This window comes from Serratia sp. C2(1) (genome assembly GCF_036352655.1).
Lineage (GTDB): Bacteria > Pseudomonadota > Gammaproteobacteria > Enterobacterales > Enterobacteriaceae > Serratia > Serratia inhibens.
In genome coordinates this window covers 149,429-170,989 of record NZ_JAZFBA010000003.1, presented here as the reverse complement: position 1 = coordinate 170,989, position 21,561 = coordinate 149,429, and the positions used below count along the sequence as shown (strand labels likewise).

Genomic DNA, 21,561 nt, shown 5'->3' with positions numbered 1-21,561 from the left:
GCATGCGCCCCTTAATGATTATTTATTACAGCGCCATCGCCAGCCGCGTACCCTGATCGATGGCGCGGCGGGCATCCAGCTCGGCGGCAACGTCCGCACCGCCAATCAAATGCACGGTTTTTCCCATCGCCAGCAGCGGCTGCTGCAGTTCGCGGCGTGGCTCCTGCCCGGCGCAGATAACCACCGTATCCACCGGCAGACAGCTTTCCTGCTCGGCACGCGAGATGTGCAATCCTTCCTCATCAATACGTTGATAGTTCACGCTGTTGAGCATCTTGACGCCACGCATTGTCAGGCTGGTGCGGTGGATCCAACCGGTGGTTTTCCCCAGGCCTTCGCCCACTTTGCTGGTTTTGCGCTGCAGCAGATAGATTTGCCGCGGCCCGCGTTCCGCCACCGGCCCTTGCGCCGCCAGCCCGCCGCGTTGGCTGAGTTGGCCATCGATACCCCATTCACGGTTAAATTCTGCCTGATCCAGGCTGCTCGACACGCCGTGCTGGCTGAGGTACTCGGCGGTGTCGAAGCCGATGCCGCCGGCGCCGATAATCGCCACCCGCTGGCCGACCGGCTTTTTGTCGCGCAATACGTCCAGATAGGTCAGCACCTTGGCGTTATCAATCCCTGGAATTGCCGGCGTGCGCGGCACAATGCCGCAGGCGAGGATCACTTCGTCGAATTCCGCCAGATCGGCGGCTTCTACCTGCGTACCCAGTTTCACCGTCACCTCAAGCAATGCCAGCTGGCGGCGGAAGTAGCGCAGGGTTTCGTGGAATTCTTCTTTACCGGGGATCTGCTTGGCGATATTGAACTGCCCGCCAATCTGATCGGCGGCATCGAACAGCGTCACCCGGTGGCCACGGCTGGCGGCGGTGGTGGCAAACGCCAGCCCGGCCGGCCCGGCGCCGATCACCGCCAGCTTTTTCGGCTTTTCGGCCATGGTCAACGGCATTTCGGTTTCGCGGCAGGCACGTGGGTTTACCAGGCAGGAGGTGAGCTTGCCTTCAAAAATCTGATCGAGACAGGCCTGATTGCAGCCAATGCAGGTGTTTATCTCGTCGGCGCGCCCTTCGGCGGCTTTTTGCACAAAAGCCGCGTCGGCCAGGAACGGGCGAGCCATCGACACCATGTCGGCGCAGCCGTCCGCCAGCACTTGTTCTGCAACAGCGGGATCATTGATGCGGTTGGTGGTGATCAGCGGAATGCGCACTTTGCCCATCAACTTGCGGGTCACCCAACTGAAACCGGCGCGCGGCACCATGGTGGCGATAGTCGGGATCCGCGCCTCATGCCAGCCGATGCCGGTGTTGATCAGGGTCGCGCCCGCTTGTTCGATCGCCAGCGCCAGCTGTTCGATCTCCTGCCAGCTGGAGCCGTCTTCCACCAGATCGAGCATCGACAGGCGGTAAATCAAAATGAACTCGCGGCCAACCGCCTGACGCACCGCCCGAACGATCTCCACGGCAAAACGCATGCGGTTGCTGAAGCTGCCTCCCCAGGAGTCATCGCGCTGGTTGGTGCGCGCCACCAGGAATTGGTTGATCAAATAGCCTTCGGAACCCATCACTTCTACGCCGTCGTAACCGGCCTGCTGCGCCAGCAGCGCACAGTGGGCGAAGTCGGCGATGGTCTGTTCGATCTCCGCCTCGCTCAGTGCGGTCGGGGTGAAGGGGTTGATCGGCGCCTGCAGGGCGGACGGCGCCACCGGCTGCGGTTGATAGCTGTAGCGGCCGGCATGCAGGATCTGCAACGCAATTTTGCCCCCGGCCCGGTGGACGGCATCGGTGACGATCCGATGATGATCGACCTGATCCCGGCGGCTGAGAGTGGAACCGCCGCGGTATACCACGCCTTTTTCATTGGGGGCGATGCCGCCGGTCACGATCAGCGCCACGCCGGCCGCTGCGCGTTCGGCATAGAAAGCGGCCATGCGTTCCGGGCCATCGGAAAGCTCTTCCAGGCCGGTGTGCATCGATCCCATCAGCACCCGGTTTTTCAGAGTGGTGAAGCCGAGATCCAGCGGTGCCAGCAGGTGTGGGTAATTGCTCATTGTAGTCTCCATCGTTCATCCCCTTCATCTTTCAAACCGCAGCGTTGTTGGCCGCGTTCGGTCACCCCAGTCACTTACTGGAGTAAGTTCCCGAGGATTCGCGAATTTGCCGCCTGGCTGCGGTCTGAAAGCTATTGGGTATGAGAAATCGTTATTATTATGTGCGACCCAAGTGGTCGGATGAGATAAATCTAGCCGTTGTCTGTGCCATTGGGAATCTGCGTTGCGCTGAATGTGATAGATGTCATGAATCTTTGTAGTTGTTTGCATAGTAGACAAGTTATCGGGTAATCTTTGTCTGCGGCATATCCATGCCTTCTCTGCGGAGCCATCACCGAAAATGAACAAACACGCCTGTTGATATCTTGTCCCATGCTGAGCACGCCAGTGCCGGATGGGGATGTTTTGATTTCATTCAGGAGTGCTTATGGCTCATTTTGCGCAATCCCCTTATTTTGTTTTACACCAACTGACCTGCCAGTTTGCTGACGGCGAAACGCTGTTCGGCCCGCTGGATCTCACTTTCGATCAACAGCACTGTGGCCTGGTTGGGCGCAACGGCGTCGGCAAAACCCGTCTGCTGCGCCTGATCGCCGGCCTGGCTCAACCGGGTGGCGGGCATGTGGAAACGCATGCTTCGCTGGCCTATGTGGCGCAACAGCCGGAGATCGCAGCTCAGATCACGCTGGCGCAATTGCTGGGCTATGGTGAGGTATTTGCCGCGTTGGCGCGCATTGAGCAGGGGCGTCCGTTGGCGGACGATATCGATCGTCTGGAAGGGCAGTGGGATCTGATCGATCGTCTGCACGCTGCCTTTGCCGCCGCCGGGCTGCCTGAGTTCGACCCGCTGCGACCGGCCGGCTCTCTGAGCGGCGGGGAGCGAATGCGTGCGGCACTCTGCGGCGCGATGCTGGGCGGTGCGGATTTCTTGCTGCTGGATGAACCGACCAATCATCTTGATACCGACGGCCGCGACTGGCTGTACCGGCAGTTGGCGCAGTGGCGTGGCGGGCTGCTGGTTGCCAGCCACGATCGGCAACTGCTGGCGCGTATGGCACGCATCGTCGAGCTGACGCCCGACGGGCTGCACAGCTATGGCGGCAACTACGATGACTATCGCCGGCAGCGCGATTTGGAGCAGCAGGCGGCGCGAGCCGGCTGGGAACATGCGCGGCAGGAACGCAAACGCACTCGCGCCCGGCAGCAGAAAGAACACGACATCAGCCAGCGGCGTTCAGCCCAAACGCTGAGAACCGTCGACACGCTGAATATCGCCTCTTTCGAACGCGTGGCCTACAAGGCGGCGGCCAAAGAGAGCCTCGGCACGCTGCGCAAACAGCATCAGGAGCAAAAAGGCAGCCTCGATGCCGCCGTGCGCGAGGCGTACCAGCGGGTCGAAGAAGACAGCCCGGTGATGTTGACCCTGCCAGGCAGCACGGTGATGGCGGGTAAGCAGGTGCTGGTGCTCGAGCAACTGCAGCTGCCTTTTGTCAGTGCGCCGCCGCTGGATATGCGCATCGACGGGCCCATGCGCGTAGCGCTGACCGGCCCGAACGGTTGCGGAAAATCCACGTTGCTGAAGGTGATTCTCGGTCAGTTGGCTGCGGTGTCCGGTCAGGTTCACTGCCCGCTGCCAATGGCTTACCTCGACCAAACCCTGTCTCAGTTCGATTCGCGGCTATCGGTGATGGCGCTGCTGGGGTTGCAGGATTCCCCGTTGGCGGAGGGGGCATTGCGCACCCAACTGGCGCAGTTGCAACTCGGTGCGGAACGGATCTCGTTACCGTTGGCGGCGCTAAGCGGCGGAGAAAGGCTGAAGGCGGCACTGGCCTGTGCCCTGTGGCGTAAGGAGCCGGCGCAATTGCTGTTGCTGGACGAGCCGACCAACCATTTGGATCTGGCTTCGTCACTGGCCATTGAGGCCGCGCTAGCGGAGTTTCCCGGCGCGATGCTGGTGGTTTCGCACGATGAAGCCTTCCTGCGGGCGCTGAAACTGACTCATCGCCTGTACTGGCAGGACGGAAGCTGGCAGTTCAGGGCGCTGTAATGCATTGCAGCAGCAGGGTAAAGGCGGCGGCCATCTGTTCCTCCGGCACGCAGGCGAAGCCCATCAGCAGGCCGCGGCGGTGGTTGGGCTGCATGTAGTAACGCGACAGCGGCCGCACCAGCACGCCGCGTGCAGCGGCGGCTGCGGCGATCGCCACGTCGTCGGCTTCGTCCGGCAGGTTCAGGATCAGGTGCAGCCCGGCGTTGTTGTTGAATTCGCTCAACGCCTGCTTGCCCAGATGCTGCTCAATCAACGCGGTCAGAAATGCCCGCCGCCGGGCATACAGCAGCCGCATGCGGCGAATATGCGCGGTGTAGTGGCCTTCCTGAATAAACTGCGCCAGCGCGGTCTGGATCAGCAGATGACCGCCGCGATAGAGTTCGGCGTGCGCGGTTTTCAGCGCCGTCATCAAGGGTTTTGGCAGCACCACGTAACCCAGCCGCAGCGCCGGGTACAGCGTCTTGCTGAAGGTGCCGATATAAATCACCGGCGCATCGGCTTCCAGCCCTTGCAGCGCCGGGATGGGCTGGCCGGAAAAGCGGAATTCGCTGTCGTAGTCATCTTCGACAATCCAACTGCCGCCGTTGCGCGCCAATGCCAGCAAGCGCTGCCGTCGCGCCAGACTCATCACCGATCCCAGCGGATACTGGTGCGATGGGGTGACGAAAATCAGCCGTGGCGAGCCGGTTGGCTGCTCCGGCGGCACCATGCCGGCCTCATCGACCCCCAATGGGCAGATATTCACGTCGTTCATCCGCAAAATATTGCGGATCCCCCAATAGCCAGGTTCTTCAATCCACGCGTCGTCGCCCGGATTGCACAGCATGCGCGTCACCAGATCTATCGCCTGATGAATGCCTTCGGTAATCAAAATTTGCTCCGGCGAGCAGCGCACCGAACGCGCGACGCGCAGATAGTCCACCAATGCATGCTGCAACTCCGGGCTGCCGCCCTGATTACTGTAGGTCAGCCGCTGCGGGGCGGGGCGGCGGCTGATACGCGCCTGGATCTTGCTGAACAATTGGTGAGGAAAGGCGTTGACGTCGGGTACGCCGGGGATAAACGCGCCCCACTGTTTGGGGCTGGCGCTGGCGTGATGCAGCAGGGTGGAACCCCGCGCCGACAGCTCAATGCGCCGCTGTTCTCCATCACTGCCTGCGGGGGCGCTGACGGCAGATAAACAGCTGTCCGGCACGGTTTCGGCGACGAATGTGCCACTGCCTGCGCGTGCCAAAACATAACCTTCCGCCAGAAGTTGTTCATAAACGGTTAATACGGTGTTGCGAGACAGCCTGAGTTCCTGCGCCAGATCGCGCGAGGCGGGCAGGCGGCTGGAGGGCGGCAAACTGCCGTCCAAAATGCTGGTGCGGATCGCGTTATACAGCCGCTTGTGCAGCTTATCATCGGGCTGTTCGCCGAGACGCTGCAATAACAGGTCACCACTCAGTGAGCGCAATTGGATCCCTCAATTAATCGTAACTGGCACTCGATTATAGGGCCACATCCTGTGTAAATAAACGTCATTGTTTCACGAATGTGAACGAAACGTACAACGGACACCGACCGGAGAGAACAGCATGAAAAACGCAGAACTGAATCAACGTCGTCAGGATGCCACCCCACGCGGGATTGGTGTGATGTGCGGTTTTTACGCCGAGCGTGCGGAGAACGCCACGCTGTGGGACGTAGAAGGTAATGAAGTTATCGATTTCGCTTCCGGTATTGCTGTTCTGAATACCGGACACCGGCATCCGAAGGTGATCGCCGCCATTGAACGGCAACTGAAGGCCTTCACCCACACCGCTTATCAGATTGTTCCTTACGAAAGTTACGTCTCGCTGGCAGAGCGCATCAACCAGCGCGCACCGATCGAAGGCCCTTGCAAAACCGCCTTGTTCACCACCGGCGCAGAAGCGGTGGAAAACGCGGTCAAAATCGCCCGCGCCTATACCGGCCGGCCGGGCCTGATCACCTTTGGCGGCGGTTTCCATGGCCGCACTTACATGACCATGGCGCTGACCGGCAAAGTGGCGCCGTACAAGCTGGGCTTCGGGCCCTTCCCCGGTTCGGTGTTCCACGGCCAGTATCCGAATGCGCTGTATGGCGTGACTACCGAAGACGCGATGAACAGCCTGGAGCGCATCTTTAAGGCGGATATCGATCCCAAACAAGTGGCCGCCATCGTACTGGAGCCGGTGCAGGGCGAGGGCGGTTTCAACATCGCGCCGGCCGATTTTATGCAGGCGCTGCGCGAACTGTGCGACCAGCACGGCATTTTGCTGATTGCCGACGAAGTGCAGACCGGGTTTGCCCGTACCGGCAAGCTGTTTGCCATGGAACATTACGCGGTGAAACCGGATCTGATCACCATGGCGAAAAGCCTGGCGGGCGGTATGCCGCTGTCGGCGGTAGCCGGCCGTGCCGATGTGATGGACGCCCCGGCGCCGGGCGGGCTGGGTGGCACCTATGCCGGTAACCCGCTGGCGGTGGCTGCGGCACTTGCGGTGCTGGACGTGATCGACGAAGAACAGCTGTGCCAGCGTTCCCAACGTTTGGGCCAGCATTTGGTGGAAGTGCTGCAACAGGCGCGCAAAACCAGCCCGGCGATCGCGGATATTCGCGCGCAGGGTTCAATGGTGGCGGTGGAGTTCAAGGATCCGGCGACCGGCAAGCCTTCGGCGGAAATCACCCGTCAGGTACAACAGAAGGCGCTGGAAGAGGGCCTGCTGCTGTTGAGCTGTGGTGTGAACGGCAACGTGATCCGCTTCCTGTATCCGCTGACCATCCCTGAGGAACAGTTCACCCAGGCGCTGGGCATTCTTTCCCGCGCGTTGGCCCAATAAGGAGTGACCGGCAATGAAACTGAATAACCCCGAGCTGCTGCGCAGCCAGTGCCTGATTAACGGTGAGTGGTGCGACGCGTTGAGCGGCCGGCGTGAAGCGGTCATCAACCCGGCGAGCGGCGCAGAGCTGGCCAGCATTCCGTTGGTCAGCGAAGAAGAAACGCAGCAGGCGATTAACGCGGCGCAGTTGGCGCAGCAGGGCTGGAAACAGCTGACCGCCAAACAGCGCTCTGTACTGTTGCTGGCCTGGGCCGACAAGATACTGGCGGCCCAGGAGGATTTGGCGCAGCTGATGACCGCCGAGCAGGGTAAATCGCTGGCGGAAGCGCGCGGTGAAGTCGCCTATGCCGCTTCGTTTATTACCTGGTTCGCCGAAGAGGCCAAACGCGTCGACGGCGCCGTGTTGCAGGCGCCACTGGCTTCGCAGCGCCTGGTGGTAGTGAAACAGCCGATCGGCGTTTGCGCGGCGATCACGCCGTGGAACTTCCCGGCGGCGATGATCACCCGCAAGGTTGCGCCGGCGTTGGCTGCGGGCTGCGCGATGATCGTCAAACCGGCCGAACAGACGCCGCTAACCGCGTTGGCGTTGGCGAAGCTGGCGCAGGATGCCGGCATTCCGCCAGGCGTGTTGCAGGTGGTGACCGGCGACGCGGCGCAGGTGGGCAAGGTGCTGTGCGACAGCCCGGTGGTGCGCAAACTGAGCTTTACCGGTTCGACCGAGGTCGGCCGCATTCTGATGGCGCAGTGCGCACCGACGATTAAAAAGTTGTCGCTGGAGCTGGGGGGCAACGCGCCGGTGATCGTTTTCGACGATGCCAATCTGGACGCGGCGGTGGCGGGCATTATGGCCTCCAAGTTCCGTAACAGCGGCCAGACCTGCGTCTGTGCCAACCGCATCTACGTGCAGGACGGCATCTACGATCGTTTGGTGGACAAGTTGGTGGCGGCGGTTGAGCAACTGAAGGTCGGTGACGGCAGCCATGAAGGCACCACCCAGGGGCCGCTGATCGACCAGGACGCGGTGGATAAAGTGCAGAGCCACATCGACGATGCCTTGATCAAAGGTGCGCAGATTGCTATCGGCGGGCAGCCGCACGAGCTGGGCCGAACCTTCTTCCAACCGACGGTGGTGACCGGCGTGACGCAAAAAATGCGCTTCGCCCGGGAAGAAACCTTTGGCCCGGTGGCGCCGCTGTTCCGTTTCCATGATGAAGCGGAAGCGATCGCCATGGCCAACGACACCGAATTCGGTCTGGCTGCTTATCTGTTTACGCAGAGTGCCTCGCGCCAGTGGCGAGTGCCGGAAGCGCTGGAATACGGCATGGTCGGCATCAACACCGGGCTGATCTCCAATGAAGTCGCGCCGTTTGGCGGTGTGAAGCAGTCAGGACTCGGACGTGAAGGATCGCGTTACGGCATTGAAGAATATCTGGAGCTGAAATACCTGTGTATCGATGTGAGCTGTTAACCACCGGGAAATTAACCTGTCCCGGTGGCCGGAGCCGCCGGGCAACAAAGGATGCTGCATGTCTTCTGAAAACATCTCTATTTCTCCGGCGCTTGCCGCCGGGGTGCGAACGTCTGCACCCGCCAAATCACTGAGTTTCCTCGAAGGGGTGGCGATGATTGTCGGCACCAATATCGGCGCCGGCGTATTATCCATCGCTTATGCCTCCAGCAAAGCCGGTTTTTTACCGCTGCTGTTCTGGCTGGTGCTGGTGGGGAGCCTGACCACCATCACCATGCTGTACGTCGCCGAATCTACCCTGCGCACCCGCGCGCACCTGCAATTAAGCGGGCTGGCAAAACGCTACGTCGGCGGCATTGGCGCCTGGCTGATGTTTGCTTCGGTATGTGTGAACAGCGTCGGCGCATTGACCGCATATATGACCGGCAGCGGCAAACTGCTGCAATCGCTGTTCGGTATCTCCCCGGCCATCGGCAGCCTGCTGTTTTTCGTGCCCGCAGCGGGGGTGTTGTACCTGGGGCTGAAGGCGATTGGCCGCGGCGAGAAATTTATCAGCATCGGCATGGTGGTGATGCTGAGCGCGCTGGTGGCGGCCACACTGCTGAAAGACACCACCCAGATGCGCAATCTGCTGGACGGCGACTGGCGCTTTATGGTGCCGGTATTCAACGTGGTGGTGTTCTGCTTCTCGGCGCAATACATAGTGCCGGAAATGGCACGTGGCTTCTCGGATAAGCCGGAGCAACTGCCGAAGGCGATTATGGTCGGCATGGCGGTAACCTTCGTGTTGCTGGCGGCGGTGCCGATGTCGGTGATTGCCCTCAGCGGGCTGAATAATATCTCCGACGTGGCGACCATTTCCTGGGGGCAGGCTCTCGGGCAGTGGGCGTTCTTCTCCGCCAATATCTTTGCGCTGTGCGCGATGCTGACTTCTTACTGGGGGCTGGGCGGCAGCTTCCTGACCAATATTTTCGACCAGTTCAGACTGGGCAATGACGAGCAACCGCTGCGCCGATTCGGCGTGCTGTTGCTGGTGGTGCTACCCCCGTTCGCGCTGGCATACAGCGGCCTGGTGTCGTTCGTTAACGCGCTGTATTTCGCCGGGGTGTTCAGCGGGGTGATCCTGTCGATTATGCCGATGTTGATCCTGCGAGGGGCGCGCAAGCACGGTGATCAAACGCCGCGCTGGCAGTGCAACTGGATCACCCACCCGCTGTTGCAGATCAGCATCGTGCTGCTGTATCTGGCCAGTGCGGTATACGCCATTGCCTCGTTGTTAGGCTATCTGCCCTCTGGATGGTGACTGCCTTCCCTCAATAAGTGATGTTGTTTCTCAGTTGAGAACGGCGGCGTCGTGGCCGCCGATTTTTTTCAGCCGCGCGTTTTCTCCGGCAGCGCCAGCCAGGCCTGCACCGAAGGGCGTTGCCACTGTTTTTGCGCGTAGTGGCGAAGGTTCTCCGGCACTTCATCCCCGTGCATCACCAACCGGTTCAGCATCAACGCCAGATCGGTATCGGCAATGCACCACTCCCTGAACAAATTATCCTGGCCGTGGCCCAGCAATTTTTCGACTGCGGCGATCAGTGTGTTGGCGGCGGCCTCTGCGGCAGCGGACAGCGGTGGGAATTTTTCGTTGCCGAACACCGCCTCGGTTGGCCGTTCTACGCGAATGGGCAACAGATCGCTGCGCAGCCAGGCTTGTATTTCACGCGCTTTGGCCCGCAGCTTGACGTCGCGCGGGTAGACCGCATGCGCCGGATGAATATCCTCCAGATATTCGGCAATTGCCGAGGACTCGGACAGCTGGAACTCACCGATCACCAACGTAGGTACCCGACGGGTTAACGACAGTGCTGCATAGGCAGCGCCTTTATTTTCTTCCTGTGCCAAATCGACCGGTTTCACGTTGAAGGGAATGCTTTTCTCCGTCAGCACAATAAATGCAGACATGGCATAAGGGCTGAAAAATTGGCTGTCGGTATAGAGCTCGGTAATCGGTTGAGACATCGGCTTTTCCTCAAGGCGAAGGGGAGAGAACCTTGATCATTGCCGAGGGGTGGCGAAAGATCAATCTGTTAGCGGAAAGTTGTTGCCGAATGCTGGCGGGGCAGCGGTTATTCCGCCAGGCATGGTGTGATATATTTGTTGCTATTACGTTGAATTTGGCAGTGCGAAGTAACATGAAGAACCCGTTAGTAACAAGACTCAAGATCGGCTGCGCGCGCCTGTGGCCGCATCCGTTGGCCATGGGCAAAAAAGAGATTTTGCTTTCCAGCATCGGCGCCGGGTTGGGGTTGATGATTACCGGCTGGATCAGCCATTTTGTGTTGGGGGAGGTGAACCTGTGGTTTATCGCGCCGATGGGAGCCTCCGCCGTTTTGCTGTTTGGCGTACCTAACAGCCCGTTGGCGCAACCCTGGTCGATCGTGGGCGGCAATATGTCGGCTGCGCTGGTGGGGGTCAGCACCAGCCTGCTGATTGCCGATCCCGGGCTGGCTTGCGGCGTGGCGGCCGCCGTGGCCATTGGATTGATGTTCAAACTGCGTTGCCTGCATCCGCCCGGCGGCGCGGTGGCGCTGACCGCGATCCTCGGCGGGCCGGGCATTCACCAACTGGGTTACAGTTTTGTGCTGTACCCGGTGCTGCTTAATTCGGTGTTGTTGGCGGTACTGGCGATTATCTTCAATAACCTGGCCGGGCGCCGCTACCCGCACCAACTGGCACCGGCCGAGGCCAAGCCCACCGGCCTGCCGATTGATGCGGTATCTATTACCCGGGCGGATCTGCATGAAGTGCTGATGCAGGGCGAGCTGTTTGACATCGACGAGGACGATTTGCAGGAGATCCTGCGGCGTGCGGAGCAGGTCGCTCATCGGCGGCAGAACGGCGCAGCCTGATGATGTCGGCGCGCAGCAAAACGGCAACCGGTACACAAACCCACTGTTTTAACCATACAGAATTACAGAACGCCTTTCTGTGTGGTTTTGATTGTTAGTCGTTGAATCTGTCTTGTGTTTGTGACCTGAGTCACCCTATTACTTTGCGTGTAATTGGGGTGACGTGATGGAAAAAACACTGGATTTACCCGCCGACCGCGAAGGCTTATGGCGCAAATTATGCCGGCATTGCCGCCGTGGTTTTTTTGCGTATGGTCGCAGAAAGTCTTTGCGCTCGATGAGTTGTTGTCAGTTGCGTGACATCGGGCTACGGCGTTGCGATGTGCATCAGGAGGGGCGAGATTCGCTTTGGCAGCGTTGAGTGAGCGGAAACAAAAAACCACCTGCAGAGAGGTGGTTTGATGCGCTGTTATATCAGCGAGAATTTGGTGGCCCCTACTGGACTTGAACCAGTGACCAAGCGATTATGAGTCGCGTGCTCTAACCAACTGAGCTAAGGGGCCAGGCGGCGAGATTATACGGTAATCCTTCGGCGCAGGTCTACAGTTAACCATCTGTATGTTGCTTTTATGCGCAGTTGTAGTCTGTTGTAATTGCTGGCGGATTTTGCGATAACCGGTGTAAATCCCTTTTATCGGACCTAACAGACTCATGAATCTTTTGGCGCCAAACTTGCGGGTGGTGTTTTGCGGCATCAATCCCGGCCTTTCATCGGCTCATCAGGGCTATCCCTTTGCCAACGGCAGCAACCGTTTCTGGAAGGTGCTGCATCAGGCCGGTTTCACTCAGCGTCAACTGGCGCCGGAACAGTGGCAGCAATTGCAGGATACCGGCTGCGGCATCACCGCCTTGGTGGCGCGTCCGACGGTTGCGGCCAGCGAAGTGACGCGTGAAGAGTTGCGCAGCGGCGGTGAGGCGCTAAAAGACAAAATTCTGCAATTCCAGCCGCGTGCATTGGCGGTTCTGGGCAAGCAGGCGTTCAGCAGCGCCTTCGGGGTGACAAATGTGCCCTGGGGGCGGCAGGAGATGACGATCGGTAAAACCCAGGTGTGGGTATTGCCTAATCCCAGCGGGCTGAACCGCGCCACGCTGGAGCAGCTTACCGAGAGCTACCGCGAGCTGTTCCTGGCGCTGGAGTGACTCTCCAGGATTTCAGGCAATAAAAAACCCCGGCATGCCGGGGTTTTTTGTTTGCAGCTAACCGCTAGCCTTAGTCGTCCAGGAAGCTGCGCAGCACTTCGGAACGGCTTGGGTGACGCAGTTTACGCAGGGCTTTGGCTTCGATCTGACGAATACGCTCACGGGTAACGTCGAACTGTTTGCCCACTTCTTCCAGCGTGTGGTCAGTGTTCATATCGATGCCGAAACGCATGCGCAGCACTTTCGCTTCACGGGCGGTCAGGCCGGCCAATACGTCGTGCGTTGCAGAGCGCAGGCTTTCCGAGGTGGCAGAATCCAGCGGCAGCTCGAGGGTGGTATCCTCGATGAAATCGCCCAGATGTGAATCTTCATCATCACCGATCGGCGTTTCCATGGAGATCGGCTCTTTGGCGATCTTCAGCACTTTGCGGATTTTGTCTTCCGGCATCAGCATGCGTTCAGCCAGCTCTTCCGGCGTCGGTTCGCGGCCCATCTCTTGCAGCATCTGGCGCGAAATACGGTTGAGCTTGTTGATGGTCTCAATCATGTGCACCGGAATACGGATGGTACGCGCCTGGTCGGCGATAGAACGGGTGATGGCCTGACGGATCCACCAGGTGGCGTAAGTTGAGAACTTATAACCACGGCGGTATTCGAACTTGTCTACCGCTTTCATCAAACCGATGTTGCCTTCCTGGATCAGATCCAGGAACTGCAGACCGCGGTTGGTGTATTTCTTGGCGATAGAAATAACCAGACGCAAGTTGGCTTCAACCATTTCTTTCTTCGCACGGCGCGCTTTCGCTTCGCCGATAGACATGCGACGGTTGATGTCCTTCACTTGCTCGATGGTCAGGCCGGTCTCTTCTTCGATCTGACGCAGTTTCTGCAGGCTGCGCTGTACGTCATCCGTCACGTCTTTCAGCTTCTCTGACCATGGCTTGGCCATCGCCAGCGCCGCTTCGAACCAGGAATCGCTGGTTTCGTTGCCGGCGAACAAAGTGACGAAGTTTTTCTTCGGCATTTTGCACTGTTCAACGCACAGCTTCATGATGATACGTTCCTGAGTACGAACGCGGTCCATCATGATGCGCATGCTGTTGACCAGGAAGTCGAACTGTTTTGGCACCAGGCGGAACTGCTTGAACACCTCAGACAGCTTCAGTATTTCTTCTGCTGCGCTGGCGTGGCTACGGCCGTTCTTTTTGATGACCAGACGGGTCGCTTCATACTGATCGCGCAGGTCGGTGAATTTCTGACGCGCCAGTTCCGGATCGATGCTGTTGTCGTCTTCAGCGTCGTCGTCGTCTTCTTCGTCTTCTTCGTCGTCGTTCTGCTCTTCGGTCGACAGCTCAGAACCGACGTGCGTTGCGGTTGGGGCGATGTCCTCTTCCGCATTAGGATCGACGAAACCGGTGATCAGGTCGGACAGGCGAGCTTCGCCGGCTTCAACGCGATCGTACTGCTCCAGCAGGTAGGTAATGGCTTCCGGGTATTCGGCAACCGAGCACTGAACCTGGTTGATCCCGTCTTCGATACGTTTGGCGATGTCGATTTCGCCTTCGCGCGTCAGCAGTTCAACGGTACCCATTTCGCGCATGTACATGCGCACCGGGTCGGTGGTACGGCCAATTTCAGATTCAACGCTGGACAGGACTTGAGCGGCAGCTTCTTCCGCATCTTCGTCTGTGCTGTTTGAGTTTTCAGCCAGCAACAGGTCATCGGCGTCCGGGGCTTCTTCCATCACCTGGATGCCCATGTCGTTAATCATCTGGATGATGTCTTCGATCTGATCGGAGTCGACGATATCTTCCGGCAGATGGTCATTGACCTCAGCATAGGTCAGATAGCCTTGCTCCTTACCACGTTGGACAAGAAGTTTAAGCTGTGACTGCGGGTTTTGCTCCATAAGACGGTATCCACACTTCAGAGTATTTAGGTTGGTGTCGGTCGGCGAAACCGCCAACAATAGCATTTGGGGCGTTTTTGTTGTTGCCGCGGCCCACTGTGGCGGCATATTGCAGGGCTCTGCCCTCGCATTTATCGGCACTTAAGCCGTTTGGTATTCAGTTTTTCTTCGCTAAAACCTGATTGAGAGAACGGACTTCTTCACGTTCTTCCGGGCTCAGGCCATGCGTTCTGGCCTGCGCGATCAATGTCTCCAGCCGCTGCTCCAGTACGGAGTCGTACAGGCTGGCCAAGGTATCCAAAAATGTCTGCTCGACCCTGTCCTCAACGATCATATGGTTCCATGTCGCCAGGGTTTCAAGCTGCTGGCTCAATTTGTTGTCGCGATACTGCTCCAACAATTGGCCGGTCGTCAGCCCCGGCTGGGCCAGGCAGGTCTGCACCAGCTCGACAAATAGCGGTAAACCCGCCTGTTTGGTCTGCTCCAATCCCTCGAGTGAAGGGATAAGTGTAGCCAGTTGCGGATTTTGTACCAGTAACCCTATCAGTATACGCATGGTTGTGCGTTTTAGCTGGGGCGCCTGATAAGTATTCGCATTTTCAGCCTGTTTGGGCATCAGCTTGTCCAACTGGCTGTCATCGAGCAGGCCAAGCTTGCTGCCGAGCTGTTGGCGCAGGTACAAACGCAACGTTTCGCCCGGCACTTGGGTAATCAGTGGCAGTGCCAGCGTACTCAGCTTGGCGCGGCCGTCCGGGCTGCTCAAATCCACCTGTGGCATCAGCGTTTCGAACAGGAAAGTGGAAAGCGGCTGCGCCAGCTCCATTCGCTGCTCGAAGGCATCTTTGCCTTCTTTTCGGACCAATGTGTCCGGGTCTTCGCCGTCGGGCAAAAACATAAACCGCAGTTGGCGCCCGTCGTTCAGATAGGGCAGCGCGGTTTCCAGTGCACGCCAGGCCGCTTCGCGACCGGCTCTGTCACCGTCATAGCAGCAGACAACGTTATCGGTAGCGCGGAACAGCAGCTGAATATGTTCAGCCGTCGTTGAGGTTCCGAGCGAGGCGACGGCATAATCGATGCCGTATTGCGCCAGCGCTACCACGTCCATATAGCCTTCCACTACCAGCAAACGCTGCGGGGTAGGGTGGTTCTGCTGCGCTTCATACAGGCCGTACAGCTGACGACCCTTGTGGAATACGTCGGTTTCCGGCGAGTTCAGGTATTTCGGCATGCCGTCACCCAATACGCGTCCGCCAAAGGCGATCACTCGCCCGCGTTTATCGCGAATAGGGAACATCACGCGCTCACGGAAACGATCGTACGAGCGGCCTTGATCGTTAGTCACCAGCATGCCGGCATCGTTCAATGCGAGACGCGAGTCGGCGTCACGACCAAAACGTTTCAATGCGTTATCCCAACCGGCGGGTGCAAAGCCGATGGCAAAATGGCGGATAACGTCGTCACTGAGCCCGCGCTGTTGCAGATAATTACGCGCCGGCGTGCCGGAAGGCTGATGCAGTGACTGTTGATAGAACGTACTGAGCTGTTCCATCAGTTGATACAGGCTTTGACGCTGATGACGTTCGATCTGGGTCGGCCCGGTTCCTGCCTCGTAAGGCACTTCCAGCCCGTGCATGGTCGCCAACTCTTCGATGGTTTCGACAAACTCTAGCCTGTCGTAATTCATCAGAAAGTCGACGGCGTTACCGTGCGCACCACAACCAAAGCAGTGGTAAAACTGCTTTTCGCCATTAACGGTAAATGAAGGCGTTTTTTCGTGGTGGAACGGACAGCACGCGTGATAGTTCTTGCCTTGCTTCTTGAGCTTTACACGCGCGTCGATCAGATCGACGATGTCGGTGCGAGCCAGCAAGTCATTGATAAATACACGCGGAATTCGTCCAGCCATAAGCCCTTACTTTACTAGCCTATAAACGAGAACAAGCCGCGCATTCCTTTCGGAAAGCACGGCCTTCGTATGCAACTACACGGTCTGCGCGATTTTTAAAATCAGAAATTCACGCGGCGGGGTTACCCCCGAAGAATTAATACAGACGAGTGCGGCGTGCGTTTTCGCGAGCCAGTTTCTTCGCGTGACGTTTCACAGCAGAAGCTTTAGCGCGTTTACGTTCGGTAGTCGGTTTTTCATAGAACTCACGACGACGAACTTCAGCTAAAACGCCTGCTTTCTCGCAAGAGCGTTTGAAACGACGCAGAGCAACGTCAAATGGCTCGTTTTCACGTACTTTAATTACCGGCATGTGCCTCTCACCTCAATAAAATTCGGTTTGCTGCTGGCCAAGCGCCAGCCTTTTCAAAATGGTGCGGAATTTTACTTCAACGGATGCTGCTTTGTAAAGCACCACAGCAAATTGAAACCTGCGCCGCCCTGGTAAAACGTGCGCAATTTTGCATCGGGCGCTGATTATAGTCTAATCAGAAAAAAATGCTCGTTTTTAATCAAACCGGCATTTATGGCTGGAATCATCAACATAGCTTCCGGCCAGCGACAAGATGTACCCTGCTGGCGGTAAATAGGCATGATTGTGGTAAACTGCAGGCCGCACGTGAATGATGGGAAAGGGTAATGCGAGTACTGGGTATAGAAACCTCCTGCGATGAAACCGGAATTGCAGTGTATGACGATCAAACCGGTTTATTAGCGAATCAGTTGTACAGCCAGGTAAAGCTGCATGCCGATTACGGCGGTGTGGTGCCGGAGCTGGCCTCCCGCGATCACGTGCGTAAAACCGTGCCGTTGATTCAGGCGGCCTTGAAGGAAGCGAACCTGACCGCCGCCGATATCGATGGCGTCGCCTATACTGCCGGGCCTGGCCTGGTGGGCGCGTTGCTGGTCGGCGCCACCATTGGTCGCGCGCTGGCGTTTGCCTGGAACGTGCCGGCGGTGCCGGTGCACCATATGGAAGGTCACCTGTTGGCGCCGATGCTGGAAGACAATCCGCCCGCATTCCCGTTTGTCGCGCTGCTGGTTTCCGGCGGCCACACGCAATTGATCAGCGTGACCGGCATTGGGCAGTATGAACTGCTGGGCGAGTCGATAGACGATGCGGCCGGTGAAGCCTTCGATAAAACCGCCAAGCTGCTTGGGCTGGATTACCCCGGCGGGCCAATGCTGTCGAAGATGGCGCAACAGGGCATTGCGGGCCGCTTCACCTTCCCGCGTCCGATGACCGATCGTCCGGGGCTGGATTTCAGCTTCTCCGGGCTGAAGACCTTTGCCGCCAACACCATTCGTTCCAACGGTAATGATGACCAGACACGAGCGGACATCGCTCGCGCGTTTGAGGATGCGGTGGTGGATACGTTGGCGATCAAATGCAAACGTGCGCTGGAGCAGACCGGTTTTAAACGCCTGGTGATGGCCGGCGGCGTCAGCGCCAACCGTACTCTGCGCACCAAAATGGCGGAAATGATGCATAAACGCGGCGGTGAGGTGTTCTATGCCCGTCCGGAATTCTGTACCGATAACGGTGCGATGATCGCCTATGCGGGTTTGGTGCGATTGAAAAGCGGCGCCAACCCGGAACTGAGCGTTTCGGTGCGCCCGCGCTGGCCGTTGGCAGAATTGCCCGCCGTGTAAGCGGAATGGCTGTGCGGGACTGCGACTGCGTTGCTGCGGTCGTTCGTGATGCTCACATACTCGAGTATGTTCCGCCCACTCACTTTCTGGCGCCTTGTCTCGCCCCCTGCTCGCGCATTCCACAGATAACAGATAAAAGAAAAGGCCGGAAATTTCCGGCCTTTTACTTCACGATTCTTTCTTTTCTTCCGGCTCCGCCGCATCCGCTTTTTTCTTGCGGAACTTGCCCCAGATTTTCCCTTCCTGCCCACGCCACAGGCGCTGGATATTGTCATGGTGCCGCATCAAAATCAGGCAAGACAGCATCGCCACCGGGAAGGTGAACTGCGGTTTGAACCACCAAACGTAAAAAGGGGCAATCAAGGCGCTGACAATCGCGCCCAGTGAGGAATAACCGCTGAGCAGCACGGTCAGCAGCCAGGTGCCGGTCATCAGGCCGGTAAGATCCCAGCCTATCGGCGCTATGGCACCAAAGGCCGTCGCCACGCCTTTACCGCCGCGGAAATGGAAGAACACCGGATAAATATGCCCCAGGCAGGCGGCAATCGCCGTCAGGCCCAGATACAGCGGCGGTATTTCAAGCTTGTACGCCAACCAAACCGGCAGCATCCCCTTGAGAATATCGAACACCAGCACCGCTGCCGCCGCCAGGCGACCGCCGATGCGCAGGACGTTGGTGGCCCCTGGATTCCCTGAGCCATGTTCACGCGGATCGGGCAGCCTGGCGATCCGACAAACCAGGATCGCACTGGAAACTGAGCCACACAGATACGCGAAGATAATCATGCCAAGCGCGGTAGCACTCATAACGCGGTTCCGTTTAATAATGGTCGTTTTACTCGCAACATCTATGGATAATACGCATATTCCGCTGGAAGTGGTATCCGGCAAGGCCAAAAACAGAGAATGACGTGATGGATATCGTATTTATTGAAGAGCTTACCGTTATTACTACCATTGGCGTTTATGATTGGGAACAAAACATTCGCCAGAAGCTGGTGTTCGATATCGAAATGGGCTGGGACAACCGCCAGGCCGCTGCCAGCGACGACGTAAACGACTGTCTGAGCTATGCCGATATCAGCGAAGCCATCATCCAGCACGTGGAACCGAATCGTTTTGCGTTGGTGGAGCGGGTGGCAGAGGAAATATCTGAAATTTTACTCCAGCGCTTCAATTCCCCATGGGTCCGTATTAAGGTCAGCAAACCGGGCGCAGTTGCACACGCCAGCCGGGTTGGGGTCATTATTGAGCGCGGCACCCGGCCGGTGTGACTTCCTGTCATGTGCGTGCAACTAAAGACCGTTAACCTGGTCTGAACCTGAGAATTGTTTTAGCGGCAATGTATTGAACACTGCCGCTTTTTTATGTTGGTAGTCGCAAATTTATAGGGTGAGCGAAACACATGGCGGACATGCATTCACTGTTTATCGCGTTTGTTCTTGGGGTGGTCGAAGGGTTAACTGAATTTTTGCCGGTATCTTCTACCGGGCACATGATTATTGTGGGCGAGTGGCTGGGCTTTACCGGCGACAAGGCCAAAACCTTTGAAGTCATTATTCAACTGGGGTCGATTCTGGCGGTGGTGGTGATGTTCTGGCGCCGTCTGTTCGGCCTGATCGGCATTCACTTTGGCGGCAAGCCGGTGGAGCACGAAGGTAAGACCGCTGGGCGGCTAAAGCTGGGCCATATCCTGTTGGCGATGATTCCTGCGGTGGTTCTGGGGTTGGTGTTCCACGATGTCATTAAATCGCTGTTTGAGCCAAAAAACGTGATGTATGCGCTGGTGGTCGGCGGTTTGCTGCTGCTGGCGGCGGAATGGCTGAAGCCGAAAAAACCGAGTGCGGAAGGGCTGGACGACATCACCTACCGTCAGGCGTTTATGATTGGCTGTTTCCAGTGTCTGGCGCTGTGGCCGGGCTTCTCCCGTTCAGGCTCCACCATTGCCGGCGGCATGCTGGTGGGTGTGAACCGTTATGCGGCTTCTGAGTTCTCCTTTATTTTGGCGGTGCCGATGATGATTGGCGCCAGCGGCCTGGATCTGTACAAGAGCCTGCACTTCCTGACGATGGGCGATCTGCCGATGTTCGCCGTCGGTTTTGCGACCGCTTTCGTGGTGGCACTGATTGCGATCAAAACCTTCCTGTCGCTGATCAAACGCATCTCGTTTGTACCGTTCGCTATTTACCGCTTTATCGTTGCCGCCGTGGTTTACATGGTCTTCATGTAAGCGACCGCGCCAATAAAAAACCCCGCACCGCGGGGTTTTTTTATGCCTGATCGAGAGGGATATCCTGGGTGAGTTTCCAGTCGGCCAGCACTTGCTGGCGGCGGCGTTTTAGCTCATCGCGGATCGCCAGCCCCTGCAGGCCGCTGGCCACGACCTCTTTTACCGAGACGGCATTTGCCACCTGGAAAGCCTGGCGCAAATAGTCGCCCTGCGGATAGGGATTGTTTTCAAACCCGGTACGGCCGCGTGCGTCCGCCTCACTGGTCAGGATCATCTGTTCCAGCCTCTGCGGTTTACGCCAGACGTCTATCGCATCGAAAAGCTTCAGCAGGGTCTCCGGGCGCAGCTTGTTGACGGTATGAATCAGATCATGGTATTCGGCCACCAGTTTGGCCAAATCGCGCACCGGGTTGGGCACCCGTAAACGTTGGCATAGTTCTTCGACCAGCTTAACGCCGGTCAGGCCGTGACCGTGATGATGCGGCCAGAGTTCTTGCGGCGTCAGCCCCTTACCGAGATCGTGACACAGTGCCGCGAAGCGTACGTTGACTTCGGGGCTGAGCCGGGCGGCGATAGCCAGCGTCATCAGGGTGTGAATGCCGGTGTCGATCTCCGGGTGCCATTTGGCCGGGGCCGGCACGCCGAACAGGGCGTCGATCTCGGGGAATAGCACTGCCAGCGCATCGCAGTCGCGCAGGACCTGGAAATATACTTGCGGGCTCTGGCTTTGCAGCGCTTTTTCGGTTTCTTTCCATACCCGTTCGGCGGTCAGGGCCGTCAACTCACCGCTGTGGGTCATTTGGCGCATCAGCTCAGCGGTTTCCGGGGCAACGGTAAAGCCCAGATGAGCAAAGCGGGCGGCAAAACGGGCCACGCGCAGCACGCGCAGCGGATCTTCACCGAAGGCATCGGAAACGTGGCGCAGCACGCGCGCTTGCAAATCGGCCACGCCGTGGAAAGGGTCGATCAGCTCACCGTCGCTGCCGCGAGCGATGGCGTTGATGGTCAAATCTCTGCGCTGCAAATCCTCTTCCAGCGTCACGTCCGGCGCGGCGTAGCAGGTAAAACCGGTATACCCCTGACCGGATTTACGCTCGGTGCGCGCCAGCGCATATTCTTCATGGGTCTCAGGGTTGAGAAACACCGGGAAGTCTTTACCGACCTGTTGATACCCTTGCGCCAGCAGTTCTGCAGGCGCAGCGCCTACCACCACCCAGTCGCGGTCGAAAACCGGTATCTCAAGCAAACTGTCGCGGACGGCGCCGCCGACCAGGTAGATCTTCACTATTATGCTCCTGCATGATTCTGGGACTCTGTCGACCAGATTACCTCAATTAGCCGGGCCGTGCCGAAGCCAATAAAAAAGCGCCCGCAGGCGCCAA

General features: G+C 58.2%; 17 protein-coding genes and 1 tRNA gene. 9 read left to right on the top strand and 9 right to left on the bottom strand.

Going from position 1 to position 21,561, the window contains the following annotated elements; translation table 11 throughout:
* Nucleotides 1-25: 25 nt before the first annotated feature.
* Nucleotides 26-2,047: an NADPH-dependent 2,4-dienoyl-CoA reductase gene (locus V2S86_RS18815; RefSeq protein WP_330763685.1), complete on the bottom strand. Its 2,022-nt coding sequence runs from the start codon at nucleotides 2,045-2,047 to the stop codon at nucleotides 26-28.
* A gap of 427 nt (nucleotides 2,048-2,474) precedes the next feature.
* Here V2S86_RS18815 and V2S86_RS18810 point away from each other — a divergent pair, with 427 nt between their 5' ends.
* Nucleotides 2,475-4,094: an ABC-F family ATP-binding cassette domain-containing protein gene (locus V2S86_RS18810; protein ID WP_330763684.1), complete on the top strand. Its 1,620-nt coding sequence runs from the start codon at nucleotides 2,475-2,477 to the stop codon at nucleotides 4,092-4,094.
* Here the strand turns inward: V2S86_RS18810 and pdxR are convergent.
* Complete coding sequence (gene pdxR / locus V2S86_RS18805; protein ID WP_330763683.1) at nucleotides 4,081-5,550, bottom strand: MocR-like pyridoxine biosynthesis transcription factor PdxR; 1,470 nt, start codon at nucleotides 5,548-5,550, stop codon at nucleotides 4,081-4,083. The two genes, V2S86_RS18810 and pdxR, sit on opposite strands and share 14 nt — an antisense overlap.
* Before the next feature lie 121 nt (nucleotides 5,551-5,671).
* On the opposite strand from pdxR, the gene V2S86_RS18800 reads away from it, so the two are divergent.
* The 3 genes from V2S86_RS18800 to V2S86_RS18790 are packed head-to-tail and all read left to right on the top strand — an operon-like array spanning nucleotide 5,672 to nucleotide 9,708.
* Entirely contained in the window at nucleotides 5,672-6,937 is a 1,266-nt protein-coding gene (locus tag V2S86_RS18800) for a 4-aminobutyrate--2-oxoglutarate transaminase (protein ID WP_330763682.1), read from the top strand.
* A gap of 13 nt (nucleotides 6,938-6,950) precedes the next feature.
* Nucleotides 6,951-8,405, top strand: coding sequence for an NAD-dependent succinate-semialdehyde dehydrogenase (locus tag V2S86_RS18795; protein ID WP_330763681.1), 1,455 nt, complete (start codon nucleotides 6,951-6,953; stop codon nucleotides 8,403-8,405).
* A gap of 58 nt (nucleotides 8,406-8,463) precedes the next feature.
* The gene (locus tag V2S86_RS18790) at nucleotides 8,464-9,708 is read left to right on the top strand and encodes an amino acid permease (protein ID WP_330763680.1); all 1,245 of its coding nucleotides are present in this window, start codon (nucleotides 8,464-8,466) and stop codon (nucleotides 9,706-9,708) included.
* Between the two features lie 68 nt (nucleotides 9,709-9,776).
* On the opposite strand, the gene yfcF is transcribed toward V2S86_RS18790, so the two are convergent.
* A complete protein-coding gene (gene yfcF, locus V2S86_RS18785) occupies nucleotides 9,777-10,412 on the bottom strand; it encodes a glutathione transferase (RefSeq protein WP_330763679.1) in 636 nt (211 codons plus the stop codon).
* Nucleotides 10,413-10,585: 173 nt separating this feature from the next.
* On the opposite strand from yfcF, the gene V2S86_RS18780 reads away from it, so the two are divergent.
* Nucleotides 10,586-11,302, top strand: a complete 717-nt coding sequence (locus tag V2S86_RS18780) for an HPP family protein (protein WP_330763678.1) — start codon at nucleotides 10,586-10,588, stop codon at nucleotides 11,300-11,302.
* A 426-nt stretch (nucleotides 11,303-11,728) separates the two neighbouring features.
* On the opposite strand, the gene V2S86_RS18775 is transcribed toward V2S86_RS18780, so the two are convergent.
* A tRNA-Ile gene (locus V2S86_RS18775) sits at nucleotides 11,729-11,805 on the bottom strand.
* 148 nt (nucleotides 11,806-11,953) lie between these two features.
* Between V2S86_RS18775 and mug the strand changes: the two genes are divergently transcribed.
* Complete coding sequence (mug, locus tag V2S86_RS18770) at nucleotides 11,954-12,442, top strand: G/U mismatch-specific DNA glycosylase (protein ID WP_330763677.1); 489 nt, start codon at nucleotides 11,954-11,956, stop codon at nucleotides 12,440-12,442.
* Between the two features lie 70 nt (nucleotides 12,443-12,512).
* On the opposite strand, the gene rpoD is transcribed toward mug, so the two are convergent.
* The 3 genes from rpoD to rpsU form a co-directional block, all read right to left on the bottom strand.
* Nucleotides 12,513-14,351: an RNA polymerase sigma factor RpoD gene (gene rpoD, locus V2S86_RS18765; RefSeq protein WP_006320545.1), complete on the bottom strand. Its 1,839-nt coding sequence runs from the start codon at nucleotides 14,349-14,351 to the stop codon at nucleotides 12,513-12,515.
* A gap of 157 nt (nucleotides 14,352-14,508) precedes the next feature.
* Entirely contained in the window at nucleotides 14,509-16,257 is a 1,749-nt protein-coding gene (dnaG, locus tag V2S86_RS18760; RefSeq protein ID WP_330763676.1) for a DNA primase, read from the bottom strand.
* A gap of 136 nt (nucleotides 16,258-16,393) precedes the next feature.
* Nucleotides 16,394-16,609, bottom strand: a complete 216-nt coding sequence (gene rpsU, locus V2S86_RS18755) for a 30S ribosomal protein S21 (RefSeq protein WP_001144069.1) — start codon at nucleotides 16,607-16,609, stop codon at nucleotides 16,394-16,396.
* A 326-nt stretch (nucleotides 16,610-16,935) separates the two neighbouring features.
* Here rpsU and tsaD point away from each other — a divergent pair, with 326 nt between their 5' ends.
* Nucleotides 16,936-17,949: a tRNA (adenosine(37)-N6)-threonylcarbamoyltransferase complex transferase subunit TsaD gene (gene tsaD / locus V2S86_RS18750; RefSeq protein WP_330763675.1), complete on the top strand. Its 1,014-nt coding sequence runs from the start codon at nucleotides 16,936-16,938 to the stop codon at nucleotides 17,947-17,949.
* Nucleotides 17,950-18,117: 168 nt separating this feature from the next.
* Here tsaD and plsY read toward each other — a convergent pair whose 3' ends face one another.
* Nucleotides 18,118-18,756 carry a glycerol-3-phosphate 1-O-acyltransferase PlsY gene (plsY, locus tag V2S86_RS18745; protein ID WP_330763674.1) on the bottom strand — a complete coding sequence of 213 codons (639 nt, stop codon included), beginning with the start codon at nucleotides 18,754-18,756 and terminating at the stop codon, nucleotides 18,118-18,120.
* A gap of 107 nt (nucleotides 18,757-18,863) precedes the next feature.
* On the opposite strand from plsY, the gene folB reads away from it, so the two are divergent.
* Entirely contained in the window at nucleotides 18,864-19,223 is a 360-nt protein-coding gene (folB, locus tag V2S86_RS18740) for a bifunctional dihydroneopterin aldolase/7,8-dihydroneopterin epimerase (protein ID WP_006320572.1), read from the top strand.
* 131 nt (nucleotides 19,224-19,354) lie between these two features.
* Nucleotides 19,355-20,179, top strand: coding sequence for an undecaprenyl-diphosphate phosphatase (gene bacA / locus V2S86_RS18735; RefSeq protein WP_063200890.1), 825 nt, complete (start codon nucleotides 19,355-19,357; stop codon nucleotides 20,177-20,179).
* A gap of 40 nt (nucleotides 20,180-20,219) precedes the next feature.
* On the opposite strand, the gene V2S86_RS18730 is transcribed toward bacA, so the two are convergent.
* The gene (locus tag V2S86_RS18730; RefSeq protein ID WP_330763673.1) at nucleotides 20,220-21,464 is read right to left on the bottom strand and encodes a multifunctional CCA addition/repair protein; all 1,245 of its coding nucleotides are present in this window, start codon (nucleotides 21,462-21,464) and stop codon (nucleotides 20,220-20,222) included.
* Nucleotides 21,465-21,561: the final 97 nt, after the last annotated feature.

What these genes read in the sequence shown, in the direction of transcription:
- V2S86_RS18815 (WP_330763685.1), bottom strand. Translation starts at nt 2,047, where the DNA reads ATGAGCAATTACCCACACCTGCTGGCACCGCTGGATCTCGGCTTCACC.
- V2S86_RS18810 (WP_330763684.1), top strand. Translation starts at nt 2,475, where the DNA reads ATGGCTCATTTTGCGCAATCCCCTTATTTTGTTTTACACCAACTGACC.
- V2S86_RS18800 (WP_330763682.1), top strand. Translation starts at nt 5,672, where the DNA reads ATGAAAAACGCAGAACTGAATCAACGTCGTCAGGATGCCACCCCACGC.
- V2S86_RS18795 (WP_330763681.1), top strand. Translation starts at nt 6,951, where the DNA reads ATGAAACTGAATAACCCCGAGCTGCTGCGCAGCCAGTGCCTGATTAAC.
- V2S86_RS18790 (WP_330763680.1), top strand. Translation starts at nt 8,464, where the DNA reads ATGTCTTCTGAAAACATCTCTATTTCTCCGGCGCTTGCCGCCGGGGTG.
- yfcF (WP_330763679.1), bottom strand. Translation starts at nt 10,412, where the DNA reads ATGTCTCAACCGATTACCGAGCTCTATACCGACAGCCAATTTTTCAGC.
- V2S86_RS18780 (WP_330763678.1), top strand. Translation starts at nt 10,586, where the DNA reads ATGAAGAACCCGTTAGTAACAAGACTCAAGATCGGCTGCGCGCGCCTG.
- mug (WP_330763677.1), top strand. Translation starts at nt 11,954, where the DNA reads ATGAATCTTTTGGCGCCAAACTTGCGGGTGGTGTTTTGCGGCATCAAT.
- rpoD (WP_006320545.1), bottom strand. Translation starts at nt 14,351, where the DNA reads ATGGAGCAAAACCCGCAGTCACAGCTTAAACTTCTTGTCCAACGTGGT.
- dnaG (WP_330763676.1), bottom strand. Translation starts at nt 16,257, where the DNA reads ATGGCTGGACGAATTCCGCGTGTATTTATCAATGACTTGCTGGCTCGC.
- rpsU (WP_001144069.1), bottom strand. Translation starts at nt 16,609, where the DNA reads ATGCCGGTAATTAAAGTACGTGAAAACGAGCCATTTGACGTTGCTCTG.
- tsaD (WP_330763675.1), top strand. Translation starts at nt 16,936, where the DNA reads ATGCGAGTACTGGGTATAGAAACCTCCTGCGATGAAACCGGAATTGCA.
- plsY (WP_330763674.1), bottom strand. Translation starts at nt 18,756, where the DNA reads ATGAGTGCTACCGCGCTTGGCATGATTATCTTCGCGTATCTGTGTGGC.
- folB (WP_006320572.1), top strand. Translation starts at nt 18,864, where the DNA reads ATGGATATCGTATTTATTGAAGAGCTTACCGTTATTACTACCATTGGC.
- bacA (WP_063200890.1), top strand. Translation starts at nt 19,355, where the DNA reads ATGGCGGACATGCATTCACTGTTTATCGCGTTTGTTCTTGGGGTGGTC.